The sequence below is a fragment of the Microbacterium sp. NPDC055357 genome, assembly GCF_053644835.1.
In genome coordinates this window covers 1-19,584 of sequence record NZ_JBSHLZ010000002.1, presented here as the reverse complement: position 1 = coordinate 19,584, position 19,584 = coordinate 1, and the positions used below count along the sequence as shown (strand labels likewise).

17 protein-coding genes are annotated in these 19,584 nt (G+C 69.6%); 11 read left to right on the top strand and 6 right to left on the bottom strand.

The features are described 5' to 3' along the window. Positions 1-50: 50 nt before the first annotated feature. On the top strand, positions 51-722 hold the full coding sequence (locus ACWICD_RS03175) for a hypothetical protein (RefSeq protein WP_376127538.1): 672 nt from the start codon (positions 51-53) through the stop codon (positions 720-722). Positions 723-727: 5 nt separating this feature from the next. On the opposite strand, the gene ACWICD_RS03170 is transcribed toward ACWICD_RS03175, so the two are convergent. The 4 genes from ACWICD_RS03170 to pepN form a co-directional block, all read right to left on the bottom strand. Further along, positions 728-2,392 carry an FAD-binding dehydrogenase gene (locus ACWICD_RS03170; protein WP_454139243.1) on the bottom strand — a complete coding sequence of 555 codons (1,665 nt, stop codon included), beginning with the start codon at positions 2,390-2,392 and terminating at the stop codon, positions 728-730. 27 nt (positions 2,393-2,419) lie between these two features. Next, a complete protein-coding gene (locus ACWICD_RS03165; protein ID WP_376127535.1) occupies positions 2,420-2,887 on the bottom strand; it encodes a globin in 468 nt (155 codons plus the stop codon). Then, a complete protein-coding gene (locus tag ACWICD_RS03160) occupies positions 2,884-3,984 on the bottom strand; it encodes a mechanosensitive ion channel family protein (protein WP_376127642.1) in 1,101 nt (366 codons plus the stop codon). Before ACWICD_RS03160 ends, ACWICD_RS03165 begins: the two co-directional genes overlap by 4 nt. A 74-nt stretch (positions 3,985-4,058) precedes the next feature. Further along, positions 4,059-6,623, bottom strand: coding sequence for an aminopeptidase N (pepN, locus tag ACWICD_RS03155; protein WP_454139242.1), 2,565 nt, complete (start codon positions 6,621-6,623; stop codon positions 4,059-4,061). A gap of 133 nt (positions 6,624-6,756) precedes the next feature. On the opposite strand from pepN, the gene ACWICD_RS03150 reads away from it, so the two are divergent. The 8 genes from ACWICD_RS03150 to ACWICD_RS03115 all read left to right on the top strand — a co-directional run bounded on the left by ACWICD_RS03150 (position 6,757) and on the right by ACWICD_RS03115 (position 15,329). Next, positions 6,757-7,941 (top strand): ferrochelatase, encoded by a 1,185-nt coding sequence (locus ACWICD_RS03150; protein ID WP_454139241.1) that lies wholly within the window; start codon positions 6,757-6,759, stop codon positions 7,939-7,941. A gap of 29 nt (positions 7,942-7,970) precedes the next feature. Continuing rightward, positions 7,971-8,507, top strand: a complete 537-nt coding sequence (locus tag ACWICD_RS03145) for a ribose-5-phosphate isomerase (RefSeq protein ID WP_454139240.1) — start codon at positions 7,971-7,973, stop codon at positions 8,505-8,507. After that, entirely contained in the window at positions 8,507-9,505 is a 999-nt protein-coding gene (locus tag ACWICD_RS03140; protein ID WP_454139239.1) for an Fpg/Nei family DNA glycosylase, read from the top strand. Before ACWICD_RS03145 ends, ACWICD_RS03140 begins: the two co-directional genes overlap by 1 nt. Positions 9,506-9,521: 16 nt before the next feature. Further along, a complete protein-coding gene (locus ACWICD_RS03135; protein ID WP_376127526.1) occupies positions 9,522-10,172 on the top strand; it encodes an FMN-binding negative transcriptional regulator in 651 nt (216 codons plus the stop codon). Then, positions 10,169-11,665: an amidohydrolase gene (locus ACWICD_RS03130; RefSeq protein ID WP_454139238.1), complete on the top strand. Its 1,497-nt coding sequence runs from the start codon at positions 10,169-10,171 to the stop codon at positions 11,663-11,665. The genes ACWICD_RS03135 and ACWICD_RS03130 overlap by 4 nt, the downstream gene beginning before the upstream one ends. 85 nt (positions 11,666-11,750) lie before the next feature. Beyond that, the gene (locus tag ACWICD_RS03125) at positions 11,751-13,301 is read left to right on the top strand and encodes a multicopper oxidase family protein (RefSeq protein WP_454139237.1); all 1,551 of its coding nucleotides are present in this window, start codon (positions 11,751-11,753) and stop codon (positions 13,299-13,301) included. Beyond that, on the top strand, positions 13,282-14,646 hold the full coding sequence (locus tag ACWICD_RS03120) for a sensor histidine kinase (protein WP_376127521.1): 1,365 nt from the start codon (positions 13,282-13,284) through the stop codon (positions 14,644-14,646). Before ACWICD_RS03125 ends, ACWICD_RS03120 begins: the two co-directional genes overlap by 20 nt. A 20-nt stretch (positions 14,647-14,666) precedes the next feature. Next, positions 14,667-15,329, top strand: coding sequence for a response regulator transcription factor (locus ACWICD_RS03115; RefSeq protein WP_376127519.1), 663 nt, complete (start codon positions 14,667-14,669; stop codon positions 15,327-15,329). A 184-nt stretch (positions 15,330-15,513) separates the two neighbouring features. Here the strand turns inward: ACWICD_RS03115 and ACWICD_RS03110 are convergent, their stop codons facing one another. Continuing rightward, positions 15,514-15,999 carry a Dps family protein gene (locus tag ACWICD_RS03110; protein ID WP_376127517.1) on the bottom strand — a complete coding sequence of 162 codons (486 nt, stop codon included), beginning with the start codon at positions 15,997-15,999 and terminating at the stop codon, positions 15,514-15,516. 158 nt (positions 16,000-16,157) lie between these two features. On the opposite strand from ACWICD_RS03110, the gene ACWICD_RS03105 reads away from it, so the two are divergent. Further along, positions 16,158-18,302: an acyltransferase family protein gene (locus tag ACWICD_RS03105; RefSeq protein WP_376127515.1), complete on the top strand. Its 2,145-nt coding sequence runs from the start codon at positions 16,158-16,160 to the stop codon at positions 18,300-18,302. 9 nt (positions 18,303-18,311) lie between these two features. Then, complete coding sequence (locus ACWICD_RS03100) at positions 18,312-18,848, top strand: gamma carbonic anhydrase family protein (RefSeq protein WP_376127514.1); 537 nt, start codon at positions 18,312-18,314, stop codon at positions 18,846-18,848. Between the two features lie 17 nt (positions 18,849-18,865). Here ACWICD_RS03100 and ACWICD_RS03095 read toward each other — a convergent pair whose 3' ends face one another. After that, entirely contained in the window at positions 18,866-19,234 is a 369-nt protein-coding gene (locus ACWICD_RS03095) for a hypothetical protein (RefSeq protein ID WP_376127512.1), read from the bottom strand. Between the last annotated feature and the right edge of the window lie 350 nt (positions 19,235-19,584).

Genomic DNA, 19,584 nt, shown 5'->3' with positions numbered 1-19,584 from the left:
CTCTGGTCGGCCGGAGTCTCGCCCCGCTGCCGCTTGGTAGTTTAGGTCGGATGTCCCCACGTCTTGTCTTCGGCGACGCGGCTTCGGCTGCCGATGCGCTCACCTTCGCCGGCCGCGCGGCCGTTCTCGGGGACGGCGCCGTGCGGCTGCGCGGCGCGGACGGCGTGCTCGCGATGACCAGCGCGCCCCTCGCGCCGCGCGGGCTGATGGATTCCACGCCCACGGTGCTCGGGATGCGGGTGCTCACGGTCGACCCCGAACTGGTGTGCGACATCGTCGTCGAGGCGAGCGAGCTGCGCGCGGCCGATGACGATGCCACGGCCGTCGTGCTGCCGGAGACCGGTCTCTCGCCGGCATGGACGGGTGTCTCGCCGCCGCGCGGCGGCTGGCAGCAGGGCGAAGCGATCGCCGCGGCCACACTCGCGTCGCGGGCGCAATGGGGCATCGCCGCGGTCGCCGAGGCGGTGCCGCGCGACGCGGGCGAAGACGCCGTGCGCGCCGTGCGCGCATCGGTGTGGGGGAGCCCCGACGAGGCGCTCGACGGGCTGCCGCTGGGGGTGGCGTTCGCCGCCTTCGGGCTCGGCTTCATCGGAGGCGAGGAGCACGCGGTCATCCGCACGGCGGGTGCCTGGACGAGACTCACGCTCGCGCGCGGCCACGTCCTCGTACGCGGTCCGGTCCGCAGCGGGCTGACGGAGGTCCGCCCCACGGGGCGGTCCTGATCCGGTCAGACGGAGGCCGCCATCGCGCGACCCGCGATCCGTCCGGAGAACAGGCATCCCCCGAGGAACGTCCCCTCGAGAGCCCGATAGCCGTGCATGCCGCCGCCCCCGAACCCGCTCGCCTCCCCGGCCGCGTAGAGGCCGGGCACGGGGTCGCCCTGTGACGACAGCGCGCGAGCGGCGAGGTCGGTCTCGATGCCGCCGAGCGACTTGCGCGTCAGGACGTGCAGCTTGACGGCGATGAGGGGACCGGCCGCGGGGTCGAGGATCCGATGCGGTGCTGCCGTTCGGATGAGGCGGTCACCGCGGTAGGCGCGCGCCGAGCGCAGCATCGCGATCTGCGCATCCTTCGTGAAGTCGTTGTCGACCGCCCGATCGCGGGCTTCGACCTCGAATCGGACACGAGCCGCATCGATCAGGTCGCCGCCCGGCAGAGCCTGCATGCCCCGGATGAGGTCGTCGAGCGAGTCGCGCACGACGAAGTCCGCGCCGCGGTCCATGAACGCCTGCACGGGTCCTGCGGCGCCCTTCCCGAGTCGGGAGCGGGCGAGCAGCGCGAGGTCCTTCCCGGTCAGGTCCGGATTCTGCTCGCTGCCCGACAGCGTGAACTCTTTCTCGATGATCTTCTGCGACAGCACGAACCACGAGTGATCGTGTCCCGTCCCGCGCAGGTGGGCGAGGGTTCCGAGCGTGTCGAATCCGGGGAAGAGCGGCACGGGCAGACGATGTCCCGTGGCGTCCAGCCAGATCGAGGACGGTCCCGGGAGGATCCGGATGCCGTGATCCGGCCAAACCGGGTCCCAGTTCTGCAGACCCTCGACGTAATGCCACATGCGGTCCTCGTTGATGAACCGGGCACCCGCACTCTGCGCGGGTCCGACCATGGACCCGTCGACGAACGCGGGGACACCGGTCACCATCGTCATCGGTGGCGTGCCCAGACGCGGCGGCCAGTGTCGCCGGACGAGGTCATGGTTGCCGCCGATGCCTCCCGCCGCGATGAGCGTCGCGCTCGCTGCGATCTCGAACGAGCCGACCACGTCCCGCGAGGACGCATGCCCCCGGGCCGCCCCCGAGGGAGCGAGCACATCGCCGATCGCGCCGGTGACGACGCCGTCGGTGAACGACAGCGAGCTGACCCGGTGGCGCGGCAGGATGGTGATGCGGCCGACCGCCTCGGCCTGTTCCACGGCGGCGCGAAAAGGCGCCACGACGCCGGGCCCCGTGCCCCACGTGACGTGGAATCGGGGAACCGAGTTGCCGGGGCCCGTCGCGGAATAGCCGCCGCGCTCGGCCCACCCGACGATCGGGAAGAAGCCGACGCCCTTCTCGCGCAGCCAGGAGCGCTTCTCGGCATGAGCGAAGTCGAGGTAGGCCTCGGCCCAGCGGCGTGGCCAGGCGTCTTCGTCGCGGTCGAAGCCGGCGGTGCCGAGCCAGTCCTGGCGGGCGAGGTCGAGCGAGTCCGCGATGCCCATGCGGCGTTGTTCCGGTGAGTCGACGAAGAACAGTCCGCCGAACGACCACCAGGCCTGCCCGCCCAGGTTGACCCGCGGCTCCTGATCGATGATCACGACCTGCTTGCCGGCGGCGGCGGCTTCGCCCGCTGCGACGAGCCCCGCAAGACCCCATCCGATGATGAGCACGTCGGTGCTGCGGGTCGTGGTGGGCATGGCGACTCCTTCGTCGGTGGACGTCTCTCAGTCGGCGGCCGGAGACTCCGGGGTGAGCACGATCGATGCCGAATCGCGGCCGTCCGGAGACGGGCCGATTTCGGTGGGCTCGAACGTGTTGACCATGGCGTGCGCAGCGCGCTCGAGATAGTCCCACAGCGTCGCCTCGTGCAGGGGCGAGAGGGAGAGCTCGTCGACGGCGACCCGCATGTGGGCGAGCCAGCGGTCCCGCGCGTCGGGGTTGACGTGGAAGGGCGAGTGGCGGGCTCGCAGGCGAGGGTGGCCGCGTTCCTGGCTGTAGGTCGTCGGCCCGCCCCAATACTGCTCCAGGAACAGCAGCAGGCGGCGTTCGGCGGGCCCCAGATCCTCCTCGGGATACATCGGCTTCAGCACGTCGTCGTCGGCGACCCCGCGATAGAAGACCTCGACGAGACGCGTGAACGTCGCGTGGCCGCCGATCTCGTCGAAGAAGGTCGGGGATGCGGCATCCGTCATGAGTCCTCCGGAGGTGTGTCGGGTGTTGCGGGCGGCGTCTTCGGCGTCCGCTTCGGCTTCCACACCGGCCGGGCAGCCGACGCAGGGCTGATCGTGGCCTGCGGCTTGGTCCGGGGCGGATTCGAGCCGCGCACGCGGCCGGCACTCTCGAGACCGCTCAGCATGACCGTGCTGAGCTGCGGGACCGAGACACCCAGATCGTCCATCGAGCGCTTGATACGCACCCGCAGCTCACGGGCGACGTCGTCCTTCGCGTTCGCGCGCGTCTTCATGACCAGACGGATCACGAGCGCGTCACCGGTCACCGATTCGAGTCCCCACACCTCGGGGTTCTCGAGGATGCGCGTGCGCCACTTGGGATCCTTCGCCAGTTCGCCGGCGGTGTCGAGCATGGTCTGCTCGACCGCGTCGATATCGCTGTCGGCGGGAACGGCGAGGTCGATGATGACGCGCGACCAGCCCTGCGAGAGGTTGCCGATCCGCAGGATCTCGCCGTTGCGCACATACCAGAGCGTGCCGTTGACGTCGCGCACGTGCGTGATGCGGACGCTGACGTATTCGACGATTCCGGTGGCCAGCCCCAGATCGACGACGTCACCGATGCCGACCTGGTCCTCGGCGACGATGAAGATGCCGTTGAGCACGTCCTTGACGATGTTCTGCGCGCCGAAGCCGAGGCCCGCGCCGATCGCGGCGGTGAGAAGCGTGAGTGAGGCGAGGGCGTTGGGCGCGAGCACGTTGACGATGAGCAGCAGCGCGACGATGACGATCGAGACGTTGACGATGTTCTGCAGGATCGACCCGAGCGTCCGGGTGCGCTGCACGAGGCGGACCGATGCGAGAGGCGACCGCTCGAGCGCCATCGTGTCGGTCACGTCGGCCTTCGTCTTGGCGCCGTTGACGATGCGATGCACGACGCGACGGATGACCAGTCGCAGCGCCCACGCGATCAGGAACGCCACGACGATGATGCCCGCGACCCGCAGAATGTTCCAGCCGGATTCGACGAGGAACGCCAGCACCTGTTCCCAGAAATGAGGATCGGTGATGACCGGCGCATCCGGGTCGGGCGCGGTCGTGTCGGCGAGGGTCCACATCATCGCCCCGATCCTAACGACGGATGCCTCGGCTTCGCCTGAGTGCGAGAGCCGAGGCATCCATGATCACGCGTCTACTCGGCGTCGCGATCCTGCACGTCGAGAGCGCGCTCGACGCCCGCGAGGTTCTCGGCGACGAGACGGCGCAGCGCCGGCGGCGCGTCCAGGTGCGACGCGAGCCATGCGCGCGTCGCGTCGCGCAGCTCGATGTCCGCGAGCGCGGCCGGGTAGAGCCCGAAGATCAGGTACTCCGCGATCTTGTACGTGCGCGATTCCCAGACCGGCAGCAGCATGTCGAAGTACGCCGGCACGAAGTCGCGCAGCAGATCCCGGCTCGCCGGGTTGCCGAATCCCAGAGCCGCCGCGCGCACGAGCGTGTTGGGCAGATCGTCGTTGCCGACGAGGGCATCCCACGCTGCGCGCTTGGCTTCGCCCGTGGGCAGCGCGGCCTTCGCCTGTGCGGCGAATTCCCCGCCCTTCGCCGTGTTGTCGCCGGCGAGTGCGGCGTCGATGTCCTCCGCCGTGACGAGACCCCCCGCGGCGAGCGAGACGAGCAGCTGCCAGGACAGGTCGGTGTCGACCTCGAGCCCCGTGAGCACGTCCTCGCCGTCCCGCAGCCGACGCACCTGCTCCCACTGCGCGGTCGTCGACGCGGCGGCGGCGAACGACGTCGCGAACTGCAGCTGGCTATCGCTGCCGGCCTCGGCGGTCGCGGCGAGCTGCCAGAGCGCGTCGGCGACCTTCTTCCGGGTGGCGGCGCGCGTCTCGGGTGCGACGTACGAGTTCGCCGCGAGCAGCAGCTGCGCCAGCGTCGTGCGGACCGTCGTCGATTCGGTCTCGGACGCGATGTTGCGCAGCACCAGGTCGACGTAGTCCGAGGCCGAGGCTTCAGCGTCGCGCGTCTGATCCCAGGCAGCGCCCCACACGAGCGAACGCGCGAGAGGGTCGTGGATCTTGCCGAGGTGGTCGATCGCCGTCTGCAGGGAACGCTCGTCGAGACGGATCTTCGCGTACGCGAGGTCGCCGTCGTTGAGCAGCACGAGATCGCCGCGTGAGACGCCCTTCAACTCGGGCACCTCGGTCAGATCTCCGTCGACGTCGAGCTCGAGATCGTGCACGCGGACGAGTGCGTCGTCCTGGAGCCGGTAGATGCCCACGCCGAGGCGGTGCGGCCGGATCGTGGGGTAGTCGGCGGGCGCGGTCTGGACGATCGCGAACCGCGTGATCAACCCGTCGACGTCGGTCACGATCTCGGGGGAGAGGGTGTTGACCCCCGACGTCTCGAGCCATTTGCGCGCCCATGTCGTCAGGTCGCGGCCGCTGGTCTCCTCGAGTTCGGCGAGAAGATCGCCGACCTCGGTGTTCGACCACTCGTGCTTCTTGAAGTATGCCGCCACGCCCGCGAAGAACTGCTCGATGCCGACCCAGGCGGCGAGCTGCTTGAGGACCGAGCCGCCCTTGGCGTATGTGATGCCGTCGAAGTTCACCTGCACGTCTTCGAGATCGGTGATCTCGGCGACGACGGGATGCGTCGAAGGCAGCTGATCCTGGCGGTAGGCCCAGGTCTTCTCCATCGCGTTGAACGTCGTCCACGCCTCGGTCCACTCCGTGGCCTCGGCGGTCGCGATCGTGGAGGCCCACTCCGCGAACGACTCGTTGAGCCAGAGGTCGTTCCACCACTTCATGGTGACGAGATCGCCGAACCACATGTGGGCGAGCTCGTGCAGGATCGTGACGACCCGGCGCTCCTTGACGGCGTCGGTCACCTTCGAACGGAAGACGTACGTCTCGGTGAACGTGACGGCGCCGGCATTCTCCATCGCACCGGCGTTGAACTCGGGCACGAAGAGCTGGTCGTACTTCGCGAAGGGGTACGGGTAGTCGAACTTCTCCTCGAAGTACGCGAAGCCCTCACGCGTCTTGTCGAAGATGTAGTCGGCGTCGAGGTGCTGCCAGAGGCTCTTGCGGGCGTACACGCCGAGCGGGATGACACGACCCGACGTGCTCGTCAGCTCGGAGAACGTCGCCTCGTAGGGGCCCGCCACGAGCGCCGTGATGTACGACGAGATCGGCGGCGTCGACTCGAACGTCCACGTGGCCGTGCCGTCGCCGTGACGCTTCGGCTCGGGAGTGGGGGAGTTCGAGACGACCTTCCACGGTTCGGGAGCGGTCACGGTGAACTGGAACGTCGCCTTGATGTCGGGCTGCTCGAAGACGGCGTACATGCGCCGCGAATCGGGCACCTCGAACTGCGAATACAGGTAGACCTCGCCGTCGACGGGGTCGACGAAGCGGTGCAGGCCTTCGCCCGTGTTGGTGTAGAGGCAGTCGGCGTCGATGACGAGCTCGTTCTGAGCGGCGAGCTCCGTCAGCGCGATGCGCGAGTCGGCGAACGCCGAGACCGGCACGTCGCGCCCGTTGAGCGTGATCGAGTGCACCTCGCGCGCGATCAGGTCGATGAAGGTTTCGGCACCCTCGAGCGCGCCGAAACGGACGGTCGTGCGCGATCCGAAGACCTCGTCGCCCTTCGTGAGGTCGAGTGCGACGTCGTACGTGATCGCGTTCAGCGCGGTCGTCGAGGGGCGGATGACGGCGCGGCGTTCCTGCGCCTCGATCCGAGTGAGGTTCTCTCCAGGCACTGCGATGCTCCCGTGGTCTGTGGATCGGGTCGATGCCGGACGCGGGTGGCGACGGCGGCAACCCGAACAGCCTACGTCAGCGGGTCCGCGCTCCGCGGGCCGAGAACGCCTCGCACGCTGTCAGGATGGACGCATGACGATTCGCGAAGGCCAGCACGTTCCGTTCGCGTCGGATGCCGCGGCGTCCGGAGCCCCCCATGTCGAGACGCCCCTGGCCTATGACGGTCTGCTTCTGGCAGGCTTCGGCGGTCCGGAGGGACAGGACGACGTCATCCCGTTCCTGCGCAATGTCACCCGCGGTCGTGGGATTCCCGACGAGCGCCTCGAAGAGGTCGCGCACCACTACCGCCACTTCGGCGGGATCAGCCCCATCAATGCGCAGAACCGGGCGCTCAAGGCGGCCCTCGAGGCCGAACTCGCCCGGCGCGGCATCGACCTGCCGGTGTACTGGGGCAACCGCAACTGGGCGCCGTACCTCGAAGAGGCGGTCACCGAGGCCGCGGCCGCCGGCGACACGACGCTGCTCGCGCTCGCCACGAGCGCCTACTCGTCGTTCTCGAGCTGCCGCCAGTATCGCGAGGACTTCGCACGCGTGCTGACGGCGACCGACCTCGCGGCATCCGTCACGATCGACAAGGTGCGCCAGTTCTTCGACCACCCGGGGTTCGTCACGCCCTTCATCGACGGCGTGCGCGACGCGGTCTCGGGTTTCCTCGCCGACGGCATCGACGCCGCAGCCGTGCGCGTGCTGTTCTCGACCCACAGTATCCCGACAGACGACGCCGAACGGTCGGGACCGCGCGACGGTGATCTCGGACCGCTGGGCGCCTACCCCGCGCAGCATCTCGCCGTCGCCGAGGTCGTCATGGCCGCGGTCGCCGCCGAGATCCCCGCCGCAGCGACGGTCGGGTGGGAGCTGGTGTACCAGTCTCGCTCGGGTCCGCCCACGCAGCCCTGGCTCGAGCCGGACATCAACGACGTCATCGAGAAGCTGCCCGCCGACGGCGTCGCCGCCGTCGCGATCGTGCCGCTCGGGTTCATGAGCGACCACATGGAAGTGCTGTGGGACCTCGATACCGAGGCGATGGAGTCCGCCGAGGAAGCGGGTGTGCGTGCCGTCCGCACGCCGACCCCCGGCATCGACCCCGTCTTCGTCTCGGGCCTGATCGACCTCGTCGAAGAGCGGCTGCGGGGGACTCCCGCCGCTGATCGCCCCCACCTGACCGACCTCGGGCCGTGGTTCGACGTGTGCCGCCCCGCGTGCTGCGAGAACATCCGCGCGGGGTTCAAGCCGGCCGCCGCGGGAGTCGCGCCCTGACGCCGGTGCCCGTCCCTAGGATGGGTGCCATGCGCATCCACATCGCGACCGATCACGCCGGCCTCGAGTTCTCCACGCAGCTGCAGCACCACCTCGCAGAGAAGGGCCACGAGGTCGTCGACCACGGCCCGCTCGAGTACGACGCCGTCGATGACTACCCCTCGTTCTGCATCCGGGCGGCGCAGGCCGTCGCGCGGGACCAGGCCGACGGCGTCGAGACGCTCGGCGTCGTCTTCGGAGGTTCGGGCAACGGCGAGCAGATCGCGGCCAACAAGGTGCGCGGCATCCGCGCGGCGCTCGTGTGGAGCATCGCGACGGCAGAACTCGCCCGTGAGCACAACGACGCGAACGTCATCGCGATCGGCGCCCGCCAGCACACGTTCGACGAGGCGACGACCTTCATCGACCGCTTCATCGCGACCCCGTTCCCGGGAGATGAGCGTCACGTGCGCCGGATCGGGCAGATCGCCGCGTTCGAGATCGACGGATCGCTCGAACCCGACCCCCGTGCCGCGATCGCCGTCGGCGGCGAGTCCGCCGACGCGATGGACCCCGAGGCGGGCTGATGCCCGAGGGGCATTCCGTCCACCGCATCGCCCGTCAGTTCGACCGCAATTTCGTGGGGCGCATCGTCGCCGCCTCGAGCCCTCAGGGTCGCTTCGCCGACGGAGCAGCGGTGATCGACGGTCGCACGGTGACCGCCGTCCGTGCCGTCGGCAAGCAGATGTTCCTCGAGTTCGACGACGGCATCTGGCTGCGCGTGCATCTGGGCATGTACGGCGCATGGGACTTCGCGGGCGAGATCGTCGCGGATGCCACGATCGCGGCCGCCAACGGACGCATGGGGCAGACGAATCAGCGCGGCACCACCGACGCCGAGCCGATCATGGATGCCGCGGGCGAGAACTCGCTGACATCGATCGGCGCGCCCCGCCGGGCGCGCGTGCACGTGCGCATGTCCGAGCAGACGACGGGCCTGTCCGGCGAAGACGACGAGTGGCCGCCGCCGGTGGTCGGCCAGGTGCGGCTGCGGCTGCTGACCGACACGACGTGCGCCGATCTGCGCGGGCCGACGGCGTGCGCGCTGCAGACGCCCGACGAGATGGCGGCGACCATCGCGAAGCTCGGCCCCGACCCGCTCGTCGACGACGTCGTCGAGGGGGAAGAGCGATTCGTCGCCGTCGTGCGCCGCAAGCCCACCCCGATCGGGCTGCTCCTCATGGACCAGGCGGTCGTGAGCGGCATCGGCAACGTCTACCGCGCCGAGATGCTGTTCCGCGCCCGCCAGAACCCGCACACTCCGGGTCGTGACGTGCCCGAAGAGACCGTGCGCGAGCTCTGGCGCGATTGGGTCAGGCTGCTGTCGATCGGGGTCGAGACCGGTCAGATGATGACGATGGACGACCTGAGTGCCGACGAATGGCGCGCCGCCATGGCCAGCCGCGACGACCGCCACTGGGTCTACCACCGGGCGGGGCTTCCGTGTCGCATCTGCGGCACGTCCGTCGTCGTCGAAGAGGCGGCCGGTCGGAAGCTCTACTGGTGCCCGAATTGTCAGCGGTGAAACCTAAGCTGAGGGGATGCGTCAGAACCCGAGCTTCGCGATGACCGATCTCGCCGAGCTGCGACGACTCATCGACGAGAATCCGTGGGTCACCCTCGTGAGCAAGACCGATGACGGCCTCGTGGCGTCCCACTACGCCGTACTGCTGGACGACACGCGCGACGACCTCACGATCGTGGGGCACGTCGGTCGTCCCGACGACCTGATCCACGGCCTCGGCGAACGGGAGCTGCTCGTGGTCGTCCAAGGCCCGCACGGATACATCTCGCCCGGGTGGTACGACGGCGGCACCCAGGTGCCGACCTGGAACTTCGTCTCGGCACACCTCACCGGCATCCCCGAGATCCTCTCGCACGACGAGAATCTGAGCGTGCTCGACGGGCTCGTCGAGCGGTTCGAACGGGGGATGCCGCAGCCCCGGCTGATGTGGGAGCCGCCGAACGATCCCGCCGCGGTCGAACGTCTGGCGAAGGGGACCGTCGGCTTCCGACTGACGCCGTCGAAGGTCGTCGCCAAGCGCAAGCTGAGTCAGAACAAGTCGACCGACGTGGTCGAGACGATCATCGCCGAGCTGGCGGGAGACGCGCCGTGGGCGAATCCGTCACTCGCCGCCGAGATGCGTCGCGCGCACGACGCGATGGCCGCGGCCCGCGGAGCGGGAGCATGAAGGGCGCGCGGATCGCGACGATCGCGAACGCCCGCATCGCCGGTGCCGGGCGCGAGCTGCTTCCCGATGAGGGGCCCGTCGACGTCTTCGTCTCAGACGGGCGCATCGCCGACATCGCCCCGGCGGGTGCTCTGGCGCACCGAGGCGAGACGCTTCACGCCGACGGGTCCTGGCTCGTGCCCGGGCTGTGGGACCACCATGTGCACGTCGTGCAGTGGGCACTCGTCGCGCAGCGAGAAGCACTCGGCGCCGCCGCGAGCGCGCGCGAGGCGGCACGAATCATGGGGAGTGCGCCGGTCCTCGCCGACGGACGACGCGTGGGCGTCGGTTTCCGCGACGCCCTCTGGCCGGACGCACCGACGCGCAAGATGCTCGACGCCACGACCGGCGACATCCCCACCTACCTCATCAACGCCGACGTGCACAGCGTGTGGCTCAACTCCGCCGCCCTGCGCCGTGAGGGCCACCCGCCGGACGGCGACGGCATGCTCCGCGAGGAGCCCGCGTTCGAGATCTCCCGCCGGCTCAACGCCGTCGACGCGGCCGTGGCCGACGACCTCGTCGCCGCGATGGCGCGGGATGCCGCCTCCCGCGGTGTCGTCGGCGTCGTCGATCTCGACATGTCGTGGAACGAGGACGCGTGGGTACGTCGTCTGGCATCGGGGTTCGACACGCTGCGTGTCGAGTACGGCATCTACCCGCAGTTCCTCGACCGCGCGATCGCCGACGGGCTGCGCACCGGCGACGTCGCCCGCGGGGCGGCATCCGATCTCGTTCGCGTCGGGCCGCTCAAGGTCATCACCGACGGCTCGCTCGGCACGCGCACCGCCGCCTGTTCGCATGCCTACCCCGAGGACCCGTCCCACCGCGGTCTGCTCACGGTCGACCCCGGCACATTGCGCAGCCTCATGACGCGCGCGACCGGGGCGGGCATCGCCTGCGCGATCCATGCGATCGGTGACGTCGCGAACTCGCACGCGCTCGACGCGTTCGCGGCGACGGGAGCGTGGGGCACGATCGAGCATGCCCAGCTCGTCGCGCACGCCGACATCCCGCGGTTCGGTCGCCTCGGCGTCGGGGCGAGCGTGCAGCCCGAGCATGCGATCGACGACCGTGACATGACCGACGCGATCTGGGCCGGCCAGACGGCGCTGCCCTACCCGCTGCGCGCGCTCGCCGACACGGGCGCGAACCTGCTGTTCGGGTCGGATGCTCCCGTCGCGCCGCTCGACCCGTGGGCGGCGATGGCCGCCGCCGTCTTCCGCACCCGCGACGGCCGTGAGCCGTGGCGTCCCGAGGAGGGTGTCGATCGCGCGACGGCATTGGCGGCATCGACACACGGCGGCTCGGCGAAGGGCGCACGCATCGAGGTGGGCGCCGTCGCGGACCTCGCGCTGACCGAGCACGATCCGCTCGAGGCGACCGAGGCGCAGCTGCGTGGCATGCGCGTCGCGGCGACGCTGCTCGCCGGACGCGTGACGCACGCGGGGTAGGCGGCGGAGGGCGGGGGCTGTCCCCCCGATACCTTCGGATGCTGCTCGGATGCCGCGGGACGCACGTTCCCGCGACGCTGGATGAGTGTCCACAGCTTCGCCCACGCCACCCGTCTCACCCGCGCCGTCACCGCACCGGCGCCGTAGGCGCCTGCTCGCCGTGCTCGTCGCGGTGCCCCTCGTGGCGGTGGTCGCGACGGGCTGCCTGTGGGCGGTGACCGAGGTAGGTCGCACGGCGCCCCCCGCCGCCGGCACGACGACGTTCGACACCGAACTCGCGATCCCGCCGCTGGACGAAGGCCGTATGGAAGACGGCGTGCGCGTGTTCGACCTCGTCGCGCAGGAGGCGTCGAGCGACATCGTCTCGCAGGGGACGACGCGGACGCTCGGCTACAACGGCGCACATCTGGGTCCGACGCTCGCCGCGCAGCGCGGCGAATCGGTGCGGGTCGATGTCACGAATGAGCTCGGCGACCCCACGACCGTGCATTGGCACGGCATGCACGTGCCCGCAGCGATGGATGGGGGACCGCACAACGCCATCGCGTCCGGCGGTTCGTGGCGCGCCGAGTGGACCGTCGACCAGCCCGCAGCGACCCTCTGGTACCATCCGCACCTGCACGGGCGGACGCGTGAGCAGGTCGACGCAGGCCTGGCGGGTCTGTTCCTCCTGCGCGATGACGAGGAAGCCGGGCTCGATCTGCCGCGCACCTACGGCATCGACGACGTGCCGCTCATCGTGCAGGATCGCCGCTTCCACAGCGACGGCTCCTTCGACGGACGGGTCGGGACGACCTTCGACGGTGCGCTCGGGGACACGATCCTCGTCAACGGCACGGCATCGACGTACCTCGAGGTCACGACACAGCGTGTGCGGCTGCGGATCGTCAACGGGTCGAGCGCCCGCATGTACCACTTCGCCTTCGCCGACGACCGCGTCTTCCAGCTGATCGGGACGGACGGCGGACTTCTGGATGCGCCGGTCGATGCCACCGGCATCCCGCTGTCCCCGGGAGAGCGTGCCGAGATCGTCGTCCACGTCACGGCCGGGGAGCGGATCGTGCTCGGGTCGACGTCGCCCGATCCGCAGCTGCACGCGGGCGCGGACTCGTTCGACGTCCTGGAGCTGCGCGCCGCGGCATCCCTCGCGCCGTCGCCGGATGTGCCCGACAGACTCGCGACACTGCCCGCCGTCGCGGCCGAGGACATCGCCGCAGAGCGGACGTTCGAGCTGTCCGGGCACAACATCAACGACCGGCAGATGGACATGGGCCGCGTCGACCACGTCTCCGTCGTCGATACGAACGAGCTGTGGACGGTGCGCAACATCAATCCGCTCCCGCACTCGTTCCACGTCCACGACACGCAGTTCCGCATCGTCGACGTCGACGGCGCACCGCCGCCCGCCCGTCTCGCGGGGTGGAAGGACACGATCGCTCTCGAGTGGAGACGCGAATACCGCCTGCTCGTGCGATTCAGCGACCATGCCGACCCCACGACGCCGTACATGTACCACTGCCACCTGCTGTGGCACGAGGACCAGGGCATGATGGGACAGTTCCTGGTCGTCGAACCGGGCCAGACACCGGCCCTGAAGCGTCCCGAAGGAGACAGCGATGACCACCACGACCACTGACGTCCGCCCGGCCCGACGAGGGTTCTGGGCCGGCTACGGCTCGCTGTGGAAGCACGTTCCGGGAAGCGCCGTCTATCTGATCGCCGTCTTCGCGGTCGCGATGGCATCGATCAGCGTCCTCGTGCCGCTGTTCGCGGCGGGCGCCGGTCTCATCGTCCTCGTCGTCGGTCTGCCGATCATCGTCCTGTCGCTCGTCGTCGCCCGCGGATTCGGCGTCGCCGATCGCTTCATCCTGCGATTGACGGGGCTGCCTGCCATCGAGGAGCCCGTCTGGAGCCGTGATCGTCCGGATCAGAACGGGTTCTGGATGACGGTGACCCGTCCGATCCGGAATGTGCGGTACTGGCTCTCGCTCGTCCACGGCACGATCGTGAATCCCGTCGTGAGCGCAGCGACGTTCTCGGTCACGATCGCGTGGCTGAGCGTGAGCCTGGGCGGGCTCACCTATTGGTTCTGGAGTGTGTTCGTGCCTCGCGAGGGCGCGCCGTGGGGCGAGTACGTCGCCGACGCGCTGCCGTGGCTGTTCGGCGGGTGGGACGGGCGCGTCGTGGAGTCCGTGCTCTACCTCCTGGCCGGAGCGCTGTTCACGATCACCCTGCCGTGGGTGATGCGAGGACTCGCGGTCGTGCACCACGCCATCGCGGCGGGCATGCTCGGCCGGTGGCGTTCGGACGACCTCGCCGACGAAGTGCGCGCCGAAGCGGCAGCGCGCGGAGCCGCCGTGCACGCGGAGGATGTCGCCCTGCGCCGACTCGAGCGCGACATCCACGACGGACCCCAGCAGCGGCTCGTGCGTCTGCAGATGGACCTCGCCGCCCTCGAGCGCCGGGCCGAAGCGGGCGACGCGGATGCTGCCGCCGATCTCGCCCGTGAGGCTCGCACGCACGCCAAGGCCGCTTTGGACGAACTGCGGGCTCTGTCCAGCGGAGTCGCGCCGCCGCTCCTGCAGGACCGCGGCCTGTCCGCAGCGCTCGCCGCCGTCGCAGCGGCGACGCCCCTCACCGTGCACGTCGATCTCGCGCCGGATCTGGACACGGCTGTGACCCCCGAGGTCGCCCGCACCGTGTACTTCACGGTGTCCGAGCTCATCACGAACGCGATCAAGCACGCACGAGCCACCGCCGTGACGCTGCGCGCCGTCGTGCGACCCGCGACACCGGACACGCTCGCGATGCTCGACGTGTGGGTCGTCGACAACGGTGCCGGGGGCGCACGGATCACCTCCGGCCACGGTCTCGAGGGCCTGCGTGAGCGGACGGCGGGGCTGCGCGGTCACTTCGTGGTGGACAGCCCGGTCGGCGGTCCCACGTCGGTCGGCGTGCACATCCCGATCGCCGGGCCGTGATCCGTGCCTATCCTGAACGGATGAGTTCCGCCCCCGACCGCCCCGCCCGGGTCGTCCTCGTCGAGGACTCCGTTCTGCTCCGCGAAGGGCTCGTGCGTCTCTTCGACGAGGCCGGTTACGTCACGGCCGGCGCGTTCGGTGATGCCGAGGACATCGTCGCTCGTGTCGCTGCCGCCGATGCCGACGTCGCGATCCTCGATGTGCGGCTCCCACCCGGTTTTCGAGACGAGGGGATCCGCGCCGCCCTGGCGCTGCGCGCGGCTCTGCCCCGTGTCGGCATCCTCGTCCTCAGTCAGTACGTCGAAGGCGTGTACGCGCGCGAGCTGCTCGCGGGCGGCGACGGGAGCGTCGGCTACCTGCTGAAGGACCGTGTCACCTCACTCGAGGAGTTCACGGATGCTGTCGAGCGCGTGCGCGCCGGAGGCACGGTGCTCGACCAGGACGTCGTTCGCCAGCTCATCGCCGCGCGGCCCGATCCCGTCTCATCGCTCACGCGCCGTGAACGCGACGTGCTCGAGCTCATGGCGGAGGGCCGCAGCAACGGCACGATCGCACAAAGGCTGTTCATCGGCGTGGGCGCCGTCGAGAAGAACGTGCGGGCGATCTTCCAGAAGCTCGGCCTCGAGGATTCCGGGTCCGACCATCGCCGCGTGCTCGCCGTACTGGCGTTCCTTCAGCGATAGGGGCCGGCACGCGAACGGGGCCGAGGCCGGAAGGCCCCGACCCCGTCATCGAGTAGCGTCGCCGGCGTGTGCACCCGGTCATCGAGTAGCGCCGCCGGCGCGTGCACCCGGTCATCGAGTAGCGCCGCCGGCGTGTGCACCCGGTCATCGAGTAGCGCCGCCGGCGCGTATCGAGATGTCGCGCCTACTCGGCCAGGTGCGCGAAGAGGAACCAGCGGTCCTTCTCGAGCGTCTCCTTGATGGCGATCGCGACGTCCTGGCTCGTCAGATCGATCTCGTCGAGGCCGTCGATGGCCGACTGCGTGTCGGCGATCACGCGGTCCATGTCGGTGATGACGTTGCGGATGAGCGCTTCCCACTGGGTGAATCCCGCGGGGACGGCGGTCGTGGCGGTCTTCTCCGCGATCGTCGCGACACGCGCATCGACCGGCAGGCCGAGAGCGACGATGCGCTCCGCGGCCTGGTCGGCGCCGGCCTGCGCGTTGGCGACGACCGAATCGAGAAGCTCGTGGATCGCGATGAAGTTCGTGCCGCGCACGTTCCAGTGCGCCTGCTTGCCGTTCACCGCGAGGCCCTGAAGCCCGAGGACCACGGGTGTGAGGAACTGAGCGGTCGCAGCGGCGACGGTGGGGTCGGCAGCGGTCGCGGGGGTCGTGTTCGTCTTGGTCATGTCTCTCGCCTCCATACAGGTCGGATGCTGCGCGCCCGCGCAGGTGTTCCAACGAATCCAACGCTACTCAACCGGCATCATTCCGCAAGCAAGAGAAGGCTCCGCTAACCGCGCGGAGCCTGCGCGGCAAGCGCGGCTGTCTCGACTAACGTCGAGGCGTGCCTTCTGCCGATCATGATCTCGGTCCCCAAAACCTGCGCAAGCCCTCACGCGTGGTGCTGCGTCAGCCGGACGACCGCTCGCCGGAGCACGCCGAACCGTCCCGGTTCCTGCCGCACGTGCAGGGCCTGCGCGCCATCGCCGTGCTGTTCGTCGTGCTGTACCACTTCTGGCCGGCGAGGCTCTCAGGTGGCTACGTCGGCGTCGACATCTTCTTCGTCATCTCGGGCTTCCTCATCACGGGGCACATCATGCGGGAGCTCACCGCGACGGGCACAGTGCGTCTCGGGCAGTTCTGGGCCCGCCGCGCGCGACGTCTGCTGCCGGCATCCCTGCTCGTGCTGCTCGTGTGCGCTCTCGCGGCCGCGACCCCGTATCTGACGCCGACGTCGGCTCTGCCGAATGAAATTCAGGAGATCCTCGCCTCGACGTTCTACGTCGAGAACTGGTTCCTCGCGCTCACCTCGGCGGACTACCTCAACCACGCGGGCGATCCGACGACGGTCCAGCACTACTGGACGCTGTCGCTCGAAGAGCAGTTCTACGTCATGTGGCCGCTCATCATGCTGCTCGGCGCATGGATGGGCGTGAAGCTCTTCCACGGCGCGCGGCGACGCGCCGTGCTCGTGACCCTCGGCGTCGTGACGGTCATCTCGTTCATCTTCTGCGTCGTCTTCACGATCACCGACCCCGCGCCGGCGTACTTCGTGACTTTCGGGCGCATGTGGCAGTTCGGCGTCGGAGCACTCGTCGCGCTCATCCCGATGCTGCGGGTGCGCCATGCGCTGGGCAGTTTCGTCCTGGGCTGGGGCGGCGTGCTCCTGCTGCTGTACGTGGCCTTCGAGTTCGACGCGCAGACGCCGTTCCCGGGCTATATGGCGGTGCTGCCGACGCTCGGCGCCGCAGCCATCATCGCGGCATCCAATACCGATCGCTGGTGGTATCCGACGCGCATCCTGTCTCTGCGCCCCGCCCAGTTCGTCGGCGACATCTCGTACTCGCTGTACCTGTGGCACTGGCCGCTCATCGTCATCGCGCCGTCCGTGCCGTTCTGGGGACTCACGATCTATCACCGGGTCGCCCTGCTCGTGCTGTGCTTCGTGCTCGCGTGGCTGACGAAGATCTTCGTCGAGGACCCGGCGCGCAGCTGGAAGGTGCTCACCTCGCGTCCCGCGCGCGTGACGCTGTGGTCGTCGCTCGCCGCGATGCTGCTCGTGGCCGGCACGGCTGTCGGCGCGTGGGCGATCAACGCCCCGGCCTACGATTCAGGCGTGCGCGAGATCGCCGAGCTGCGCGAGAACCCCCCGGAGTGCTTCGGAGCGGCGGTCGTGCTCGACGACGCGTGCGGCGAGACGGATGCGGGGGACACGATCCTGCCCGCGCCGGGCTTCGCGGGCATCGATCGTCCGGGGGATCCCCAGTGCTTCATCCAGCTGAACGACGCCCGGCCCGTGTCGTGCGAGTTCGGGTCGGACGACCCGGATGCCCCGCGGATCGCTCTCGTCGGCGACAGTCACGCCTATCAGCTGCTGTCGACGTTCCAGAGGATGGCCGACGACAACGGCTGGCACCTCACGACCTGGTTCAAGGGCGCGTGCCCGTGGAGCACGACGCCGCTGTCGACTCCCGGAGCGTTCGGCGAGGCGTGCACCGAATGGCGCGATGGTGTGCGGGCGGCGCTGGGTGACCGCGATATCGACGCCGTCTTCACCGCCGCGATCGCGACGACCCCCTACGCCTCGGCCGGCTACGACTCGTCGTTCGACGCGGCCGTCGCGGGGTATCGGGGCGCGTGGGGAGAGGTGCTCGATCGCGGCATCCCCGTCATCACCGTCGTCGACAACCCCGTGTGGGAGACGGACCCCAACAAATGCCTGCGCACGCGCGCGCAAGCGGATTGCGACGGCCCCCGGTCGGAGCTGCTCGTCGCCGAGGATCCGCTGCGCGAGGCGGCATCCGGGATCGAAGGGGTCACGCTGCTCGACTTCACCGACGTGTTCTGCGATGACGCGAGGTGCTGGCCCGTCGTCGGGGGTGCCAACATCTACCGCGATCAGGACCACCTCACGGTGACGTTCGCCGACACGCTCGCGCCGGCGTACACGGCGGCGATCGAGGACGCACTCGCGGCACGAGCGCAATAGGGTCGGATCATGACCGTTGCCGAAGGTGCCTCCATCCTGTCCGTCGGCGGCTCCGCGCCGCAGCTCGACCCGTCGGCCTTCGTCGCCGCCGGCGCCCGCGTGATCGGCGCCGTGACCCTCGGCCCGGGCGCGAGCGTCTGGTACAACGCCGTGCTGCGCGCAGACGGCGACACGATCACGGTCGGGCAGGGCAGCAACCTGCAGGACAACGTCTCGGTGCACGTCGATCATGGCTCGCCCGTCGTGATCGGCGAGAACGTGTCGGTCGGCCACAACGCCGTCGTTCACGGCTGCACGATCGAAGACGGCTCGCTCATCGGGATGGGCTCGGTCGTGCTGTCGGGCGCCGTGATCGGGGCGGGCTCGCTCGTCGCCGGGGGAGCCGTCGTGCTGGAAGGGATGATCGTGCCACCCGGATCGCTCGTGGCAGGAGTGCCCGCGAAAGTACGACGCGAGCTCACCGCCGAGGAGCGCGACGGCATCCTGCGAAACGCCGACGCCTACCGCGCACACACCGCCGAGCACGAAGGCGCTGCTCCCGCCTGAGGCCTTCGGTCGGCGCTTCAGACGCTCGCAGGCCAGGTGCCGGCGACCCCGACGATCGCGGCGGCGAGGATCACGATCCAGGCGAAGAAGGTGTGGACGACCTGTCGCCGACCCCGCTTGACGCGCTTATCGAACTCTGTGGCGAGACGGTCGGCTTCGGCCTTGTAGTGGATGAACCGCTCGTCATGCGACGCGCGGCGCTCGTGTGCCGTTTCGCCCACGAGTGGTTCGCGCAGAGCCTGTTCGGCGGGGGCCAACTCGTCGCGGTACTTTCTTCCGGCCGCGTCGATCTCAGAGTCCCACGAGCGCCACGCCGCACCGAGGGTGAACACCTGATAGGCGCTGCCGATGAGCCAGAGCCACGCAGCCACGAAGGTCAAAGTCACTGCTGGATGCTAGCGGCTACGGCACGTCGAGCTGGCGCGCGAGCTGCACGCGGCAGCGCATCCCAGACTCAGTCCGCCTCTCGTGGGGCGCTCCTGATCACCAGTCTCTGATGCTGACGCTCGGTCACGTCGGGAGGTCGAACACCGGCAACACGGTGGTAGCGGCGCTGGGGGACGCTATCTCGACGGCAGCGACTGTCTGGTGGCTCTACCTGTAGGTGATCGTCTAGGGCGTGTCTGACAAATTGTTCGAGAGTGGGCTGAGAGTCTGGACGCGTGTCGCGGTTCCAGTTGCTTTCGGATGCTCAGTGGTCGTTGATCGAGGGGATGCTGCCTCGTCCGACGGGTCG

What these genes read in the sequence shown, in the direction of transcription:
- ACWICD_RS03170 (WP_454139243.1), bottom strand. Translation starts at nt 2,392, where the DNA reads ATGCCCACCACGACCCGCAGCACCGACGTGCTCATCATCGGATGGGGT.
- ACWICD_RS03150 (WP_454139241.1), top strand. Translation starts at nt 6,757, where the DNA reads ATGACGATTCGCGAAGGCCAGCACGTTCCGTTCGCGTCGGATGCCGCG.
- ACWICD_RS03175 (WP_376127538.1), top strand. Translation starts at nt 51, where the DNA reads ATGTCCCCACGTCTTGTCTTCGGCGACGCGGCTTCGGCTGCCGATGCG.
- ACWICD_RS03165 (WP_376127535.1), bottom strand. Translation starts at nt 2,887, where the DNA reads ATGACGGATGCCGCATCCCCGACCTTCTTCGACGAGATCGGCGGCCAC.
- ACWICD_RS03120 (WP_376127521.1), top strand. Translation starts at nt 13,282, where the DNA reads ATGACCACCACGACCACTGACGTCCGCCCGGCCCGACGAGGGTTCTGG.
- ACWICD_RS03130 (WP_454139238.1), top strand. Translation starts at nt 10,169, where the DNA reads ATGAAGGGCGCGCGGATCGCGACGATCGCGAACGCCCGCATCGCCGGT.
- ACWICD_RS03115 (WP_376127519.1), top strand. Translation starts at nt 14,667, where the DNA reads ATGAGTTCCGCCCCCGACCGCCCCGCCCGGGTCGTCCTCGTCGAGGAC.
- ACWICD_RS03110 (WP_376127517.1), bottom strand. Translation starts at nt 15,999, where the DNA reads ATGACCAAGACGAACACGACCCCCGCGACCGCTGCCGACCCCACCGTC.
- ACWICD_RS03160 (WP_376127642.1), bottom strand. Translation starts at nt 3,984, where the DNA reads ATGTGGACCCTCGCCGACACGACCGCGCCCGACCCGGATGCGCCGGTC.
- ACWICD_RS03100 (WP_376127514.1), top strand. Translation starts at nt 18,312, where the DNA reads ATGACCGTTGCCGAAGGTGCCTCCATCCTGTCCGTCGGCGGCTCCGCG.
- ACWICD_RS03140 (WP_454139239.1), top strand. Translation starts at nt 8,507, where the DNA reads ATGCCCGAGGGGCATTCCGTCCACCGCATCGCCCGTCAGTTCGACCGC.
- ACWICD_RS03135 (WP_376127526.1), top strand. Translation starts at nt 9,522, where the DNA reads ATGCGTCAGAACCCGAGCTTCGCGATGACCGATCTCGCCGAGCTGCGA.
- ACWICD_RS03145 (WP_454139240.1), top strand. Translation starts at nt 7,971, where the DNA reads ATGCGCATCCACATCGCGACCGATCACGCCGGCCTCGAGTTCTCCACG.